General features: G+C 51.9%; 15 protein-coding genes. 7 read left to right on the top strand and 8 right to left on the bottom strand.

Annotation, left to right across the window (positions count from 1 at the left end):
* Window positions 1-16: 16 nt before the first annotated feature.
* From CFLAV_RS26540 to CFLAV_RS26565, 6 genes are all read right to left on the bottom strand, one after another.
* Complete coding sequence (locus CFLAV_RS26540) at window positions 17-1,054, bottom strand: geranylgeranyl reductase family protein (protein WP_007417972.1); 1,038 nt, start codon at window positions 1,052-1,054, stop codon at window positions 17-19.
* Entirely contained in the window at window positions 1,054-1,770 is a 717-nt protein-coding gene (locus tag CFLAV_RS26545) for a methyltransferase domain-containing protein (protein WP_050785963.1), read from the bottom strand. The genes CFLAV_RS26540 and CFLAV_RS26545 overlap by 1 nt, the downstream gene beginning before the upstream one ends.
* 1 nt (window position 1,771) lies before the next feature.
* Complete coding sequence (locus CFLAV_RS26550; protein WP_007417974.1) at window positions 1,772-2,830, bottom strand: 3-oxoacyl-[acyl-carrier-protein] synthase III C-terminal domain-containing protein; 1,059 nt, start codon at window positions 2,828-2,830, stop codon at window positions 1,772-1,774.
* A gap of 75 nt (window positions 2,831-2,905) precedes the next feature.
* Window positions 2,906-3,574, bottom strand: a complete 669-nt coding sequence (deoC, locus tag CFLAV_RS26555; protein WP_007417975.1) for a deoxyribose-phosphate aldolase — start codon at window positions 3,572-3,574, stop codon at window positions 2,906-2,908.
* 79 nt (window positions 3,575-3,653) lie between these two features.
* Entirely contained in the window at window positions 3,654-4,643 is a 990-nt protein-coding gene (locus tag CFLAV_RS26560) for a malate dehydrogenase (protein ID WP_007417976.1), read from the bottom strand.
* Window positions 4,644-4,771: 128 nt separating this feature from the next.
* Entirely contained in the window at window positions 4,772-5,644 is an 873-nt protein-coding gene (locus CFLAV_RS26565) for an aldehyde dehydrogenase family protein (RefSeq protein ID WP_007417977.1), read from the bottom strand.
* A 241-nt stretch (window positions 5,645-5,885) separates the two neighbouring features.
* Here CFLAV_RS26565 and CFLAV_RS33235 point away from each other — a divergent pair, with 241 nt between their 5' ends.
* From CFLAV_RS33235 to CFLAV_RS26585, 4 genes are all read left to right on the top strand, one after another.
* Entirely contained in the window at window positions 5,886-9,665 is a 3,780-nt protein-coding gene (locus tag CFLAV_RS33235) for a PAS domain S-box protein (protein ID WP_007417978.1), read from the top strand.
* A gap of 10 nt (window positions 9,666-9,675) precedes the next feature.
* The gene (locus CFLAV_RS26575) at window positions 9,676-10,128 is read left to right on the top strand and encodes a response regulator (protein WP_007417979.1); all 453 of its coding nucleotides are present in this window, start codon (window positions 9,676-9,678) and stop codon (window positions 10,126-10,128) included.
* A complete protein-coding gene (locus CFLAV_RS33240; RefSeq protein WP_007417980.1) occupies window positions 10,128-11,747 on the top strand; it encodes a hybrid sensor histidine kinase/response regulator in 1,620 nt (539 codons plus the stop codon). Before CFLAV_RS26575 ends, CFLAV_RS33240 begins: the two co-directional genes overlap by 1 nt.
* 183 nt (window positions 11,748-11,930) lie before the next feature.
* Window positions 11,931-12,386 carry a response regulator gene (locus CFLAV_RS26585; RefSeq protein ID WP_007417981.1) on the top strand — a complete coding sequence of 152 codons (456 nt, stop codon included), beginning with the start codon at window positions 11,931-11,933 and terminating at the stop codon, window positions 12,384-12,386.
* Window positions 12,387-12,490: 104 nt separating this feature from the next.
* Here CFLAV_RS26585 and CFLAV_RS26590 read toward each other — a convergent pair whose 3' ends face one another.
* Window positions 12,491-12,880 (bottom strand): hypothetical protein, encoded by a 390-nt coding sequence (locus CFLAV_RS26590; RefSeq protein ID WP_150107610.1) that lies wholly within the window; start codon window positions 12,878-12,880, stop codon window positions 12,491-12,493.
* 259 nt (window positions 12,881-13,139) lie between these two features.
* Here CFLAV_RS26590 and CFLAV_RS33245 point away from each other — a divergent pair, with 259 nt between their 5' ends.
* Genes CFLAV_RS33245 through CFLAV_RS26600 form a run of 3 tightly spaced genes read left to right on the top strand, consistent with a single transcriptional unit; the run spans window position 13,140 to window position 16,526 of the window.
* Window positions 13,140-15,617 (top strand): PAS domain S-box protein, encoded by a 2,478-nt coding sequence (locus CFLAV_RS33245; protein ID WP_007417984.1) that lies wholly within the window; start codon window positions 13,140-13,142, stop codon window positions 15,615-15,617.
* Window positions 15,574-15,672: an ATP-binding protein gene (locus CFLAV_RS37930; protein ID WP_160164666.1), complete on the top strand. Its 99-nt coding sequence runs from the start codon at window positions 15,574-15,576 to the stop codon at window positions 15,670-15,672. Before CFLAV_RS33245 ends, CFLAV_RS37930 begins: the two co-directional genes overlap by 44 nt.
* 47 nt (window positions 15,673-15,719) lie before the next feature.
* Entirely contained in the window at window positions 15,720-16,526 is an 807-nt protein-coding gene (locus CFLAV_RS26600) for a TSUP family transporter (RefSeq protein ID WP_007417985.1), read from the top strand.
* A gap of 163 nt (window positions 16,527-16,689) precedes the next feature.
* On the opposite strand, the gene CFLAV_RS35785 is transcribed toward CFLAV_RS26600, so the two are convergent.
* Window positions 16,690-17,153, bottom strand: a 464-nt coding sequence (locus tag CFLAV_RS35785) for a hypothetical protein (RefSeq protein ID WP_007417987.1), incomplete at its 5' end; no start/stop codon positions are given.

The following is a 17,153-nucleotide window of genomic DNA, read 5'->3' on the forward strand; positions in this document are numbered from 1 at the left end:
TTGAATTCCCCTCGCCTCACCGCGTCTTCTCAAACAAAAGTTTCCACAACCAATCCCATCTCGGCACCACCGATACCAACGCCCCTTGCAACCCCGGCGCCAGCAAAACGGACTGCACTCGCGCAGCCCAGGCCAGGCGTTTCGCAAACCGTTCATCACAACATCTGGCAATCGTCATTCGCGCTTCATCCCAGGAAATTTTTCCCGCGCTGAAATTTGCCAACGGCTCAATGGCCACCTCCGCCGATTCAAAAGCCATCGACATGCCATTGCCCGTCACCGGCGGAATCATTGTCAACGTATCACCGATACAACACTCGTTATGATCCGCACCCTTGTGCGGTTGCAGTGAAAGTCCCGCCACGGAAGAAAAGGACTTCTCATCGAACACAGCGTTCGCCAGACGCTGATGCAGAAGCGAGCCTGGATTGCCGCATAAAATCTCCTGTCGCCGCAGCGGAACCTCTCCCCCCTCCGCGGGACGTCTAAACAATCCACAGACATTCACTTCACCACCCGCCAGGCGGCAAACCCCAACATATCCCGACCGCGAAAGATGCATCTCCAAATCAGCCGCCAGTGACACGTTTTTCGCATGCGCCTTCAACCCATACCACCGCCAACCATCAACCACCGGTTGCACCCTCCGTCCGGTCGCTCGCACAACACCCGCACCGAACTCCGCATCACGCCACCGCTCACCGGCATGCAACTCTCCGCCCAATCTCACGAACTCGCGCGACAACAGTTCATCCATGACATACCGCGACAAACATAGCGCTGGAGATGCGAGTGTCTGGACCCGAGACGATTTACGCTGTGAGAAAAATGCGGCGGTGGAAGCCGGTTGCGCCCCGGCTTTGACAAAAAGTTCGCGCAGGCCAAGACGCTCCAACGTTTCCTGCCCGTGACCACTGATAAATTCTCCACATACCCTGTGCCGCGGATAATTCCCCGCCTCCCAGACAGAGACTGGAATGGACCGTTGTCGCAGGCCGATGCCCAGCGTCAAACCGGCCAATCCACCTCCCACAATGGTAATGGAGCCACTCATCACTTCCGATGAGCAACGAATAGATGACTGAACATCCCTGCCCGCTGCTCCTGCAACATCCAATTGCCCTGCGTAGGCCACATCTCAGAAAGTTCACGTTTCATGAATCCGGCCCGCACACTCACCACGGCATCATGCCGGGTTACCGAGTTGCACGCAATCGCCCCCACCCACTTGGCTGCCGTCAGGGACAACTTGCTCCGATGCGGCTCACAAGCTGCAAAGAGATCCACCTGTTTGGAAGCCAGTTGAAACATTTCGCATAACTCCGCTTCATGGAAATGATGCAGGAATAAATTAGCCGTGAAAACTGTTCCCTGTTCCATGGTTCCCTGACGTTGTGCCAACCAATCAAAAATATCCGCAGCGACGGTTTCCACCTTACAGCCCAATTTCTGGAACTGGACTTGCACCTTCTCACTTACCACCGGTTGCCGATCCAGCAGTACGATATGCAGCCTGGGTTGGTATTTCACCAATTCCCTGGCCAGCCCCAGGGCGAAAACTCCATCGCCTGCGCCGAGGTCGACGATTCGTTGCAACGGCTTGTTCTTCCAATAGCGCATCAAGGCATGAGCCAGAATCGAACGATGCCCCATCCACCAGTTCAGCCATTTCAAGTCGCGACGCGACCTTATTGCCTTGGGATCATCCGGCGGCAACTCATCCAGTAATTCAGGCTCCAGCGCGCGCTCCACACGTAAAATTGTATCCAAATCAGGAAACTTCCAACAGTGCCCCGTGACAACTAAAACCCGCCCCAAAGGAACACATCCACCACACCCCTCCCCCTGCCTGCTCTGCCAGGGCATTCTGCAGCGCAAAGTACACGCATGGGCTGCTCATATTCCCATACTCCCGCAGCACTTCGGCGCTCCAGCGTGTGTCCATTGTGGAGAGTCCCAATTTCTCTTGTAAGGCGAGCAGCACATCACGCCCGCCCGCATGCCAGATCCAATTCTTAATTTCGCCGCGTGTAACACCGGCACGGGCGAGCGTCTCCCGGAGCAGTTTATCTGCATTTTCCGCAGCCAGCATTGGCACTTCTGGTCGCAGCACGTTACGCAACATGCCATGGACCATCTCGAACCGTAGAAATTCGCGGTCCTTCGCCGCCAGCATGGTATTGCAAACCTTCCATTCAATCCGGCGATTATTCGGGTTCGGCTCGTTCGATAATACTGCCGCCCCCGACCCATCTCCAAATAGACAAGCACTGATCAGCACTCCCGGATCATCATCAATAAACATCGCCGCACTGCATACTTCCACACAGATGGAAAGCACGCGCCGGCTTCGCCCTGATGCCAGCAATGCTTCTCCCGCGCGCATGTTTGGCAGTGCCGCACCGCAACCTTGCCCGACCAGGTCGAGCGCAAAAACGTCTGGTTTCAGCCCCAATTTCTCACTCACATAACTGGTTAACCCGGGACAAATATAACCTGTGCAGGTGCTGATGATAACGGCATCGATTTCGCGGCGGTCGGTTTGGGAGTTTTTCAGCGCTTCTTCAGCTGCTTCAGCGGCCAACTGCGGAGCATGCCTGGCGAATCGCTGGTGCAGGATATCAGGATTAATCTCAAAAGCCTCATGCAGGGAACTCAAGGCCAGGTGACGGGTTTCCACGCCATTATTTCCAGTCAGAACTTTGCGAAGAATGGCCTTTGAACGCGAAGTGAGTTGCGTAAACTGGACCGTTTGTTGCACCGTTTCCCAACCCTCACTCTGCTTATAGCGTTGACGAGGCGCAGCAGTCCCTATTCCCGTGATGAACATGCTCGAGTCTAGCAGGTTTTAGAACCAAATGCCAGTGGAAGTGTACGCTGGCGGAAATGGCTATTCAGGCCTTTGTCAGGATTCCAATCCTTGAACAATGATCGGTCCGAAAGAGGTGCCCAATCGAGTAGCCCCGGCTTCCATCAGAGCTATGGCCCGGTGTGCCTCAGCAATGCCGCCGACTGCCTTCACTCCGAACTTTTCTCCCACCGTTTCCCGCAGCAGTTTCACGTCCTCGATGGCAACTGCCGGAACCTGAAAATCCGTGGAGGTCACCACAAACTGTGCACCTGAATCAACGGCTATTTGACAAACCAGCACCTTTTCTTCGCGCGTGAGCAAATGCGTTTCAAGGATGACTTTAACCGGTCGTTCATCCGCCGCTTCGACGATGTCGCGCATCTCCCGAAGCACATATTGGGAATCACCATCCTTGAGCCGGCCAATGTTCAAAACGTATTCAATCTCATGCGCGCCTTGATCCACCGCAATTTCGGTTTCATAGCGCTTCACGTCGGCATCTGCAGCTCCCAAGGGAAATCCGACCAACGAGATAACCTGCACGCCACTATCTTCAAGCAATGAATAAGCCAGTTCAACGCGCGAACTGTTAACGCAAACTGCGTAGAAAAATTTATCCCGGGCCTCCGCGCAGAGCTTTTCGATCTCTTTGCGCGACGCATTGGCCGCGAAAAGTGTATGATCGATACAACGGGCAAGGTCTTTGGCTGAAAGTGTTTCCATAGCAAGCCTCAATAAAACAATCCGGCTCCAGAATCCAGGTTCCGGAACCGGAAGTTAAAAACAATTTATAATACCAACCTTATTTCGGCAGCAAATCACTCACCAACGACTTTTCTTCCTTCAGCTCCGCAATGGTTGTATCGATCTTCGATTGGCTAAAAGGATCGATGGCTAGACCCTGAACGATTTCCAGTTTCTTGCCATCACTGCGCACCGGGAAGGAAGTAATCAGTCCTTTTTCGATACCATAGCTGCCATCAGAATGAATACACACGCTGTGCCAATCACCAGGTGCGGTGGGATTCACAATGGAAGCAACACTGTCCACCACGGCATTGGCCGCGCTGGCGGCACTCGAAGCGCCACGCGCCTTGATAATCGCTGCACCACGTTGCTGGACGGAACTGATGAAATCACCTTTCAACCATGCTTCATCCTTGATGACATCAGTTACCCCTTTGCCACTGATCTTGGCATGAACAAAATCAGGGTACTGCGTGGAGGAATGATTTCCCCAGACTGCCACATTGGTGACAGCTGTAATGTCGACACCAGCTTTCTTTGCCAACTGGGACTTGGCGCGATTTTCGTCCAGTCGTGTCATGGCGTGCCAGCGATCCTTGGGAATTTGTGGCGCGTTATTCATGGCGATCAAGCAATTGGTATTGCATGGATTGCCGACCACGAGAATGCGGACATCGCTCGCTGCGTTCTTTTGAATGGCCTGCCCTTGTCCAATGAAAATCTTGCCATTGATGCCCAGAAGGTCTTTCCGTTCCATGCCGGCTTTGCGCGGCACACTGCCGACCAGCAGCGCCCAATTCACACCGCGAAAACCTTCGTCCAGGCTGGCGGTCGGCACCACTCCCTTTAACAGCGGAAAGGCACAGTCATCCAACTCCATTACCACACCGTTCAAAGCGGGCAACGCAGGTTCAATTTCAATCAGGTGAAGAATGACCGGTTGGTTCGGTCCGAACATTGCGCCGGAGGCGATGCGGAACAACAGAGAATAACCGATTTGACCGGCAGCACCGGTAACTGCAACGCGAATGGGGGTAGTATTCATTTTACTTAAACTGTCACCCCACTATGGAACGTAATAAGAAAATCTGCAAGAAAAGAGAACACCCAGCCATTTTGCTGTTTAGCTAATGAGCATAAACAGCAATCGTGATGCTGAACGTGTCGATGAAGTTACAAACCGATCGGATGCCAGGCTGTCTTGTATTCAATGGTGTCGAGAATCTTGTACGGATCCTCCGCCTTGGCAGTGAACCAGTCGGCAGGCGAGAAAGCATTTGTAAAATACCGCTTCAAATTGTGAGCGGCACCTGCCTGCAACTGGGCACCCACTTCGGCAATGCCAGTGCCATCGACAACCGCGTTCACATCCATGTGACTGGCAATATGAGAAACCAGATCCGATCTTTTGCCCGTCAGCAAATTAACAACTCCTCCCGGAAAGTCGCTGGTAGCCAGAATCTCCGCGAATGTTGCGGCTGGCAACGGATATTTTTCAGAAGCGACCACCACTGCAGAATTGCCAGTCAGGATGACTGGAGCAATCAAGGAAACGAGCGACACCAAAGCCGGCTCGTCCGGAGCCAGAACGGCAACAACGCCTGTGGGTTCAGGCGTCGTGAAATTGAAATGTGAACTCGCCACCGGATTGACCGCACCAAACACCTGGGAAAGCTTGTCCGTCCAGCCGGCAAAATACACCAACCGATCAATCGCCAAATCCACTTCAGCCCGCGCCTTCGGCGGTCGGACACCCGTAGATCTAGAAATCTCATTGGCCAGTTCGGAGGCACGATTCTGCAGCATTTCTGCCGCACGATAAAGAATTTGCCCCCTTAAATAAGCGGTTCTCTTCGCCCATCCCTCAAAAGCCCCGCGTGCGGCCACCACAGCGTCCCGAAAATCCTTGCGCGAAGCCTGACAATAATTATCCAACAGCTCGCCGGTGGTGGATTGCGCTGGCAGATATCGGCCGCTTTCGCTGCGAACAAAGCTGCCGCCGATGTACATCTTGTAGGTCTTCCGAATTTCGAGATCGTTATTCATGTGAATACTTCAGTGAGAAATAACAATTTTGGGGAGCATCCGCAATCACCAATGCATCGCGGAAGCCAGTCCTCTTTTATGACCAGTTCGGCTATATGGGGTATTTACCCCATACTCACTTTGCACATTAATCCTTATTTCCATCAGGTTTGGGATAATCAGTGACAACTCCGCCTTGCCCGTATCTGCTTAAGGTGGAGGAACAAAGGTTTTATGGTGCCACAATGAATCAATTTCTTTCGTGAATTTGAAAAGTGCCGATAAAGAGTTTCGCGTCCGGCATTCTGCGCTGGCTCCCTACGCCATCGCAGCGCTTTGCGTTGGCTTGGGCACAATTCTTCGACTGCGCCTGGATGAGATTCTCGGCAACCAATATACTTACGTAACATTTTATCTTGCCCTGCTCGTCAGCGCCGGACTGGGCGGCTGGCGTTCCGGTTTTACGGCACTTGTCCTGGGAATTCTTTCCGCCTCTTACTTTTTCACCCCTTCTCGCCATACACTCAGTTTGGGTGATGTGCCCCATCGGATTGGATTGATGTCGTTTATCATAGTAGGCAGCACTGCCGTCTGTTTGAGCGATGCCCAACGTCGGGCTCGAAGTCGCGCCCGCCTGGTGATTCTACAACTCGAACGGGAAATTGCCGAACGCAAGCAAGCCGAAAAGGAACTTCATGAAACCCACGCTCTGGCGCAAAAACGCCTGGCGGAATTGGATGCGGTCATTGAGAGCATGCCAGACGCAGTGTACATCGGCAATGAGAGTGGCATTACCAAATGCAACAGTCATGCCCTGAACATGCTGGGGGTTTCTTCATTGGAAGAACTTCATTCCTCCATCGGCGTGGTGGGCGATAAATTTTCAATTCGCTGGCCACACAACAATCAGAGGCTCAAACCGGAGGAGTTTCAATTCATTCGCGCGCTCGAAGGTCAGACAGTGATCGAAGAAGTGTTGGCCAGCAGGCTGAAAACCGAAGAAACCGTTCACCTGCGCGTCGCTAGTGCTCCAGTCGTTTTTAATGGCGGGATCATCGGAGCGGTCGCCATAACTTCCAATATCACTGACCAGAGAAGGAAGGAGGCTTTCACCTCCGTGCTTTCCCACCTCGGTGAAAAATTAAATACAGCCCGCACACAACCGGAGGCCGGACGCCTTATTGCAGACGTAACGGAGCACCTTTTTGAATGGGATGCCTTTAGCCTCAACCTTTACAATCTCGAAACCCGCGGGTTAAAACCAATCCTAAACATCGATACTCTGGAGGGGCAAAAGACTGAAATTCCCAGCGACCTGCTAGGCATATCTCCAACGATCAGTCGCGCCATGGCTCAAGGCGCTGAGCTCCTGCTCAGAGACTTCCCTTTAACGAACACGACCGACTGTTTCCCTTTCGGCGATGTTTCACGTCTTTCTGCCTCCTTGATATTTGTACCTGTAAGAGACGGGAACCAAAGTATCGGTGTTCTCAGCATCCAGAGTTACCAGCATGCGGCCTATGACGAGAAAGATCTTGGCACCCTTCAGATTCTGGCAGATTACTGCGGCGGTGCTCTCCAAAGGATCCGCGCCGAAGAAGCCTTGCAGGATAGCGAGAAGGAATACCGGGCCATGTTCGATATGGACGGAAGCGGGAAAGCTCAGGTCGATCCATTGACTCACAAGTTTCTGCGGGTCAATCCGAAACTCTGCGAAATCTCGGGCTATGCTCAGGAGGAAATGCTCGAAAAAACCTTTCCTGAAATAATTCTTCCAGAAGATCGCCGGCACAATTTGGTGAACTTTCAGGACCTGATCGCCGGAAGAAGGGATGGTTGCCGATATGAGATCCGGCATTTGCGCAAGGACGGGGCCATTCGCCGGGTGGATATAACCATTACGATCCTGCGGGACGCTGACAGCCAGCCCGTGCGAGTGCTTTCCAGTTTAATTGATGTCACCGAACGCAAGCAGGCGGAAGAAGCCTTGCGTTTGAGCGAACAGCAATACCGAACCTTCACTGAAACTGTTCCCGCAATCGTTTTTACCGGCGGGGCAGAGCGTGCCTGTGATTATTTGAATCAACGATGGACCGATTACACAGGCCTGACAATTGAACAATCATTGGGCGATGGCTGGCGCTCCGCGCTTCATCCCGAAGACCTGCAGCCCACCGCCCAACGATGGCTGGAAGCCAGACAAGAAAAAAAACCTTTCGAGTGGCTCTACCGTTATCGTCGCAAGGACGGAATGTACCGCTGGTTTCTGATGCGCAGCCAACCCTTCTTTGACGACGCAGGAAACATTTGTCGCTGGCTTGGAACTGCCATCGATATCCATGACCGGAAGGAGGCTGAAGATGCGTTGCGGGAAAGCGAGCGGCGGTTTTCCTCCTTCATGCAGCATCTGCCAGGCACGGCCTGGATAAAGGATCTCGAGGGCCGCTACATCTATATTAATGCCAACGGCTGCAAAGTATTTTCCAGGAATGTCGAGGAGATCGTGGGCCAACGGGATGATGCGTTCTTCCCTGCGACAATCGCCGATCGCCTCCGGGAGAATGACCAGGTGGTCATCGAGACCGGCCGGAGCCTGCAGACCATCGAAGCAATCCCATTTGCAGAAGAGTTACGCTACTGCCTGGTCAGTAAATTTCCGATCCTCGGAAATAATGGCTCCCCTGCTTTTGTGGCCGCCATCGCGGTCGACATCACTGAGCGTAAGCGCGGCGAGGAGGCTCTGGCCTTCTCCAACCAGCGGCTCAGCCTGCTCGCACAGGTTACCCATACGGTAGTGGGAGTTGGCTCGCTGAAAGATGAGGTAGGCAAACTGGCTGAAATTGTGCGCTCAGCCTACCACGTGGATGCCTGTGTCATCCGGGTTCTCCAAGGCGATAAGCACGTTTTATTGGCCAGCGCCGGCCTTGATGAACGGGAGCTGGAGCCCAGCATTCCCTCGACCTTGGGAATCGGCGGTGCCCTTTCCGCTCTCAAGCGGCCTGTGTTCGTTCCAGATGTGCGTTTACATCCGCTCACCCAGTCCCTCGAAAACCGACTGGGAAAAGACTATAATTTTCTTTCCTATGCTGGCACACCCCTGCTGATCCAGGACCGCTTGATTGGGATTTTGGGTATTTATTCAGCCGAGGCGATCCGTCACTTTTCTGAAGCCGATTTGGAGCATCTTCAAATTATTGCTCACGATCTTGCGGCCGCCATTGTAAATGACAACCTTTTCCGGGAGGTAAGCACCCAAAAGCGACAACTGGAAGAACACATTGCCGAGCGGCAGGAAGCCGAAATGGAGATACAACGTTTGAATGCTGAACTGGAAAAGCGAGTGCAGGAAAGAACCGCCCAGCTCCAGGCATCCAACAAGGAACTCGAGGCGTTTTGCTATTCAGTTTCCCACGATCTTCGCTGGCCATTGCGCACTATCACGGGTTTCACCCAGGCACTGCGGGATGACTATGCCGACCGCCTGGATACGGACGGGCAGGAGTACCTGGAGCGTGTCATCAACGCCGGGCGGGAGATGGACCGCTTGATCAATGACCTGCTGCATCTCTCACGGCTCACCCGTAGTGAAATGAGACTTCGCCGCGTGGATTTGAGCGCGCTGGCACAACGAATCGCTGGTGAGCTGAATAAAACTGAACCGCTCCGCAACGTGGAATTCGTCATCAGTCCCGGCCTTGCCGCTCAAGGAGATGAGCGCCTGCTGCGAATCGCACTCGAAAATCTGCTAAACAACGCCTGGAAGTTCACGGGTAACCGCAGCCTGGCAAGGATCGAATTTGGCATTGACCTGGCCACGCATTACCCGGCTTACTTCGTGCGGGATAATGGTGCGGGATTCGATATGGCTTATGCGGCAAAATTATTCGGCGCTTTTCAACGGTTACATAGCGCAGAGGAGTTCCCCGGACATGGAATTGGTCTGGCTACTGTTCAACGGATCGTCAACCGGCACGGGGGCCGCACCTGGGCCACTGGCGCCATTAACGAAGGAGCAACGTTTTATTTCACATTGCCAACCTGAAGAGGTAACTATGGAGAATAACTACATCCTCCTCGTCGAGGATAACCGGAACGATGAAATCCTGGCTCGTCGAGCCCTTCAGAAAAACTCAATCAACAACCCCTTGTTCGTGGCGCATGATGGAGTGGAGGCGATTGAATTTCTCATGGGAACAGGCAGTTACTCTCATCGGGATGCCAGACAGCTCCCGGCACTGGTGCTGCTCGACTTAAAACTTCCGCGAATGGATGGTTTGGAGGTTCTCCGTCAACTGCGCTCACATGAACTCACTCGCCGTTTACCTGTGGTCGTTCTGACTTCTTCCGACGAAGAGCAGGACGTAAAAAGAAGTTACGAACTCGGAGTCAACAATTACATAAGGAAACCGGTGGATTTTAACGAGTTTGTTGAAACGGTCAGGCAGCTGAGTTTGTATTGGCTCCAGTTTAGTGATAAGGTAATGATTAATAATAAGGAACGTTAGTGAGCCAAGCCATAAGAGTATTGTTGATCGAAGATTCTGACTACGATGCCGCTTTGCTGCTTCTGGAACTGCGCCAGGCAGATTATGAACCGGAATACGAGCGCGTCGAAACCGCTCCAGCCATGCTGGAAGCCTTGGAGAAACACCCTTGGGACGTGGTCATTGCTGACTACGTACTCCCCTCTTTCAGTGGTCCTGCCGCCCTGAAGTTGCTTCAGGAAAGAGGCATCGATCTTCCCTTCATCATTGTTTCGGGCCATATCGATGAAGATACCGCCGTCGCATCAATGAAAGCCGGGGCTCATGATTATGTCATGAAAGACCGGCTGACCCGGTTGGTGCCGGCCATTGAACGGGAAATGCAGGAAGCGGAGGTACGCCGCGAGCGGAAAAAAACCGAGGCAAAGTTCGCCAAGGAACAGACCTTCCGCCGCGCCATTGAAGACTCAATTCCTTCAGGGATCGCCGCAGTGGATCTCGAGGGGAAGCATACCTATGTAAATTCTGCATTCTGCGAAATGGTGGGTTGGAGCGAAGCAGAACTCCTGGAAACCCGGCCACCATATCCCTATTGGCCAGCTGAGGAAGTGGCCACGATCCAACAGGCCCTTCGACAAACCACTGAAGGCAAAAATCCTGGCGAGGGTTCTGAGTTGCGTTTTCAACATCAGAATGGCAGGCGCTTTGATGTGCTCATGCTTGCCAACCCCATCAAGGATGATCACGGGCGGATCACCGGCTGGCTGGCTTCAGTCACTGATATCACTGAGCGCAAACAAGCCCAGGATGCTCTGCGTCGAGCGCACGATGAATTGGAGAAGCGCGTGGAGGAAAGAACCGCTGACCTGGTCGCCACGAACGGCAAGCTTGAAAACGCCATTCAGGAGCGCAAACGCCTCGAAAATGAACTGTTGGAAATAACAGAGAAAGAGCGCCGCCGCATCGGCTTGGACCTCCATGATGACCTTGGCCAAAAGCTCGCGGGCATTACCCTGATGATGAAGGGATTGGAAATTGGATTAAAAAAGAAGAATCTTCCCGAAGCCGAGGAAGCGCATAGGATCCAAACCCTGGTCAATCAGGCCATGCATCATGCGAGCGACCTGGCGCACGATCTGGCTATCGCAGAATTGGATGAGGATAATCTTCCCTCCGCTCTTAATCAACTTGCAGCCGACATCAAGAAACTTTTTGAAATTCCCTGCCGCTTCAAACACGAGGGGGAAACTCCGCACCTTGACCGAAACACCATCACCCAATTTTACAAAATCTCTCAGGAAGCTGCCACTAATGCCGTAAAACACGGCAAAGCCAAACAAGTCAGCATTAATCTCGTCAACAAGGACGAAACCCTTACCCTCACAATTCGGAATAGCGGCCTGCCTTTTCCTTCCATGATTGATCGAAACCGGGGCATGGGCTTGCGTATTATGAACTACCGCGCCAGTACCGTCGGCGCTTCCCTGGAAATTAAGGCTGGGCGGCCCACGGGCACTATTGTTACGTGCACTCTGCCCTTAAGACCTCAAGCTACGGTAAATGGCAATGGTTCCGCCTTCTCCGGTGGCATCAAAAAGCCCACGTTTCCCATCACCACCCCGGACCAGAATCAGTTATAGATTCGATATCGAAAGAATTTTCCGGAATAGGAAGGAAAAGTGAGAATGAAAGGTTTTGGAAATCGCTTTCGGCTTTCAGCCTGATTGACTCGAAACCCTCGATCTACCCAACTTGCGCATAGAAAGAGCTTTGTAGGAAAAAAATCATTTGCCGGACCGCTTCTGGTCGTTAACAGTAAACGCATGAGTTTGGTTAAAGTACCGTCGATTTTGCTCGCGGAAGATGATGACAACGATGTGTTCTTTATGGAACGTGCTTTTAAACAAGCACAAATCGCCAATCCGCTATTGAGGGTTAAAGATGGCGAGGACGCCATCTCCTATTTTAAAGGGGAAGCTGCGTATTCCAACCGCACACAATATCCCATTCCTTACCTCGTTCTTCTTGACCTCAAAATGCCTCGCAAGAACGGATTTGAAGTAATCTCCTGGGTTCGGCAACAACCCGGTCTAAAACGGCTGCCATTGGTAGTCTTGACTTCATCCAAGGAAGACCCGGATATCAACAAATCCTACGAGTTAGGCGCCAACACTTATCTGGTTAAACCCGTTAAATTTGAAGGGTTGGTCGAAATGATGAAAACGCTCAATCTTTACTGGCTTATTTTGGCAGAAAAACCGAATTGCACTCCAGAATAACACTATGGGCTGGGTGTCCCTTGCCAGCTACTCACGCCGGGTAATCAATCTCAAAGGTATTGTTTTAACCCTTCTGGTCTTAGTCTACAAAGCATAACAAAACGTCAAGACGACGAATGGACAGCCGGGCGATGGGCTTTGGCCGGGCTCAAATGAATATCAAACTGGTCGTCGTCAAATTTCATGACGATTTGAACGTTTTTGATCTTGGACCGCTGCATGAAGTCCAATGCCCGGAGGGTGCGCTCAAAATTGAAAGCCTGGTCGGGATCGATGGTCCAGAGAATTTCTCTGCCAAAGTACAGCTTTGTATTGGTGTTCTGCACCAGCACCCTCATAAAAGCTTTCATTTCAGGAACTTTGGCAGAAATCTGAATCAGCGCATATGGAAAGTTATTCACAAGTAATCCACAGGCAATCCACATCTGCCACCCCAACTCTGGAAGCCCATATCGAGGTGTTGTGTTGAACGCAATCTGCTGGGTTCTACTCACAAACCCTCTGCACACTTCACAAGATTTTAGTGCAAAAAGGGCGGTTTCCCTACTGGCAGGCGGCAACCTCAAGAAGCATATTAGTATTAGCGAAAGATCTTAATTTTGGGAAATTTTACTTGGCTTTGACTAATGGATTTGAGCCACCCTTTTGGAGTGGTTTGAGTATTTAGAACTTGGAGTGTATCCCATGCTAATAGTAGCGAAATCTTCAAAGAAAAAAGGCTTATCCTCTTCCCTAACAGGAGAAAGGCGGCAGATGAATGTTTCGAAAAGGAAGGAATTAGGCACTGAAGATTCCCACCTTGCACCACCTTTGGAACAGCAGTTAGCCCGGTTGAAATCAGAGCACCGGGCTTTGCGTAAGGCCCAATTAAAAGCTGAGAAGCTGGCCGATTACTATTTTGGTCTGCTTAGTCTGGCTCCTGTAGGGTATGTTGTTTTTGATACCGAGGGGATGATCAAGGAAATCAATCGTGCCGGGGCCTCACTCCTACAAACCTCTCCCAAGGAAGCTACCGGAAGGAAGTTTAGTCAGTTTGTCTCCAGTGAAGACCTTCCAATATTTTTCAAGCACCTCCGGCTCGTTAAAAGGGCAAGAAAACACATCCACACTGAACTTCGCCTGCGCACAGTGAAAGGTAATATCCTGCCAGCGGAACTGATAACCAGGTCTTCAGAAAGTTCAAATCACAACGCTCTCTACACCACCGCCATTGTTGAGATAACTCATCGCAGAAATGCGGAGCTTGCCTTGCAGCAAAGCCGCAAGGATTTTCAAGAGCTGGTTAATTCGATAGAAGGCATCGTTTGGGAAAGCAATGCCCGTACGGGAGAGTTTACTTTTGTCAGCCGTCAGGCGGAACGCATGCTCGGTTTTCCAGTGCAACGCTGGCTGCTGGACCCCGGTTTTCTGATGAATCACGCTCATCCGGATGATCGGGAACGAGTAATAAAAACCAGATTGAATCACAGCGAGAGCCAGAAGGGATTCATCCAGGAATTCCGCATGATCCATGCCGATGGTCGAATGCTCTGGCTTCGTGATAACGTCAACGTCATCAAGGATTCCCAAGGGGCGTTGAAGTTTCACGGAATCATGGTTGATGTTACGGAACTGAAGGAGGCTGAAGAGGAACTGAAGGAGAGATCCCGCGTGCTCGAATTATTTAATCGCATTGGCACCTCATTAACGGGAGAATTGGACCTGCAAAAGCTCGTGCGGTTAATTACCGAAGCAGGGCGGGAAATTACAGGAGCCAGTTTCGGCGCTTTCAGCTACAAACAAGTTCAGGGCCATCAGGAGCGGTTGGCAATTTACTCAACTGCTGGCGCTCCCAAGGAATTGTTGGCTCAGCTTCCAACACCGCACCACGACCCCTTTTTATCACCAAATGAAACGGAGAAGGAAATTATTCGCATTGATGACCTGCTCAGAAGCTCATTAACTCATCGCTCCAAATCGCAAGAAACCACCGCCCCTGAGAATTCACCAGTACGCAGTTATTTAGCCGTTCCCGTTATCTCCCGTTCAGGCAAAGCGTTGGGCGGTTTGCTGTTTGGCCATCCGGCGCCCGGGGTGTTCACGGAGCGCGCACAGCATCTGCTCGCAGGGATTGCTGCTGAAGCGGGAATCGCCTTGGACAACGCGCGCCTGTATCATGCGGTAAAGGAAAGCGAAGCTCATTTCCGCGAACTCGCTGACGCCATGCCTCAAATTGTTTGGGCTGCCGATGCGAAAGGGCGGACCGATTATTATAACAAACGTTGGAGTGACTATCTCGGCCTGGACAAGGAATCGCTCCCGAAGGCCACGGATTGGGTTCCTTTCCTTCACCCAGACGACCAACAGAGTTGCGCTGAAAAGTGGTCGGCGGCAATTAAAACTGGAAAAACCTTCCAAAGTGAGTGCCGCTTGAAGGATGCGGAAACCGGCAACTATCGCTGGCACCTTATCCGGGCCGTGCCGATACCGGATGAAACCGGGCAGATAACTCGCTGGTTTGGCACCTTTACAGATATTGAAGACCAAAAACAGGCCGAAGAAAAGGTGCGGCTGCTCAATACTGTCCTGGAAAAACGCGTTCTGGAACGAACTGCCCAGTTGCAGGCTTCCAATCAGGAACTTGAAGCTTTCAGCTATTCGGTTTCTCACGATCTGCGGGCTCCGCTTCGCAGCATCAATGCTTTCAGTGAATTGGTTCGGGAAGATTATGGAGACCGCCTTGATGATCAGGGTCGCCAATACCTGCGGATCGTCAAGGACGCCAGTGCGCAAATGGGTCGTTTAATTGATGATCTGCTTCATCTCTCCCGCGTAACCCGTGGACAATTACGTCGCCAGCCAATTGATCTCGCTCCGATTGTGCATGCGATCATGGCCGACTTGAAACAGATGGAACCTCAGCGGCAGGTGGAAATAATCATACCCGGGGAGTTAAAGGTCAACGCCGACGAACGGCTCATGCGGATCGCTTTGGAAAACCTCTTAAACAATGCCTGGAAGTTTACCGGCAAACTACCCCTGGCAAGGATTGAGATTGGAATGAAGGACCACGATGGCCAGATGATCTTCTTTGTTCGGGACAATGGAGCCGGCTTCGACATGTCTTTTGCAGACAGGCTTTTCGGTGCTTTTCACTGGTTGCATTCCAATAGCGAATGTCCTGGGCCATGGAATCGGACTGGCTACCGTGCAACGTATCATCTCACGTCACGGCGGTCGTATCTGGGCTGAAAGTGTTTCCGGTCAAGGTGCCACATTCTATTTTACCATTCCCCTGACAGACTAAGCTCCCACGATCCAGCTTTGACCCGAACGCCGGAACTCGTTTGTGTCATGGGCATCATGTTTGAAATGTCCACGCAATCCTTCCCCCTGTGGACTTTTCCCATCCTCTTTGCCACCGGGCTCATTGCAGGTTTTGTGGATTCCATCGCTGGTGGAGGAGGACTGATCACTCTTCCTGTCTGGCTCTCCGTTGGAATGCCTCCCCAGTACGCCTTGGGCACCAATAAGCTTCAGGCGACTTTCGGCTCCGGCAGCGCAGCCTGGCACTATACGCGCGCCGGGATTGTTTCCTTGAGGGAATGCAGCCTTGGCGTCTTTTTCACGCTGATTGGTGCTGCCGCTGGAACTGTGTTGGTTCAGAAACTCGACCCTTCATTTCTGAAACGTTTCATTCCCGTTTTACTGCTTGGAATTGTAGCTTACATCATTTTCAAACCCAGGATTGGTGACAAGGATGTCCATCCCCGCATATCCAACAAACCCTTCTACATCATTTTTGGCCTTGTGCTGGGCTTTTATGATGGATTTTTCGGTCCGGGCGCCGGCAGCCTATGGACCATGGCCCTAATGCTCGGACTTGGGTTTAATCTCACGAAAGCCACTGCTTACACCAAGGTGATGAACCTTGCCAGCAATGCGTGTTCCCTGATTTTCTTCGCTTCTGCCGGGCACATTTATTATCTCGCCGGTTTATCCATGGGACTTGGACAACTCCTCGGAGCTCGCGTTGGCTCTCACATGGTGGTAAGAAAAGGAACAGGATTTATTCGTCCTATTTTCATTTCCATGGTGTTGGCCATCACTATCAAGCTTCTCTATGACTCATTTCATAACTTTTCAAGTTCCAAGCCGTGAATGAAACCCTGCTGATCGTCGGAGCTAAAGCAGGCACTGTTCCCTTTCACCACGATTTGCCAGGAAGTCATGACAGTGGACCGTTCTCGGCATTCGGTATAACGAAGGAGATTCGTGATTTTTCGTGATCGATAGCCTGGCTCCCTCTGTTCCGTAAGAAAACTCAGTTGTGAAACGGCTCATTCTTTAAGGCATTTGCAGTTTGCTTGATGCTCAGCACGTCGGCATCCAAATGTTGAATCAACAACTTGCCTCCACGAAGACCGAGCCTGGCAGTCTGCCTGGATTTGCAACTCAGACGCTTGCCTCCGACAGTGCTTCTTTCCAGCAATATTTCACTCACTTCAGCGGTCTGGCCGTCGCCAGCGATGGTGATCTTCCTCTCGGCATGTTCGACCACATAGCTGGTTGTAACGGCTAACCCCTGCTTCAGGTAGGATTCGTACTCCTTACGATCAAAATGCAGCTTTATGTTGCCTTGTGTGCCGTTCAGCTGGATTGTAATGGCCGCATCTTCCGCCAGTTGATCCAGGATGGGTCCGGCCTCAAGTTCGCGGGAAGCATCTTCCAAAGTCTTGAGCAATGCTACCACCTGTTCCCTATCAATCTTGCCCCTTTCCACTCCAA

Source organism: Pedosphaera parvula Ellin514 (assembly GCF_000172555.1).
GTDB lineage: Bacteria > Verrucomicrobiota > Verrucomicrobiia > Limisphaerales > Pedosphaeraceae > Pedosphaera.

Coding starts and splice junctions, on each gene's coding strand:
- CFLAV_RS26600 (WP_007417985.1), top strand. CDS start 15,720: ATGGGCATCATGTTTGAAATGTCCACGCAATCCTTCCCCCTGTGGACT.
- CFLAV_RS26575 (WP_007417979.1), top strand. CDS start 9,676: ATGGAGAATAACTACATCCTCCTCGTCGAGGATAACCGGAACGATGAA.
- CFLAV_RS33245 (WP_007417984.1), top strand. CDS start 13,140: ATGAATGTTTCGAAAAGGAAGGAATTAGGCACTGAAGATTCCCACCTT.
- CFLAV_RS26560 (WP_007417976.1), bottom strand. CDS start 4,643: ATGAATACTACCCCCATTCGCGTTGCAGTTACCGGTGCTGCCGGTCAA.
- CFLAV_RS26540 (WP_007417972.1), bottom strand. CDS start 1,054: ATGAGTGGCTCCATTACCATTGTGGGAGGTGGATTGGCCGGTTTGACG.
- CFLAV_RS26565 (WP_007417977.1), bottom strand. CDS start 5,644: ATGAATAACGATCTCGAAATTCGGAAGACCTACAAGATGTACATCGGC.
- CFLAV_RS26585 (WP_007417981.1), top strand. CDS start 11,931: ATGAGTTTGGTTAAAGTACCGTCGATTTTGCTCGCGGAAGATGATGAC.
- deoC (WP_007417975.1), bottom strand. CDS start 3,574: ATGGAAACACTTTCAGCCAAAGACCTTGCCCGTTGTATCGATCATACA.
- CFLAV_RS26550 (WP_007417974.1), bottom strand. CDS start 2,830: ATGTTCATCACGGGAATAGGGACTGCTGCGCCTCGTCAACGCTATAAG.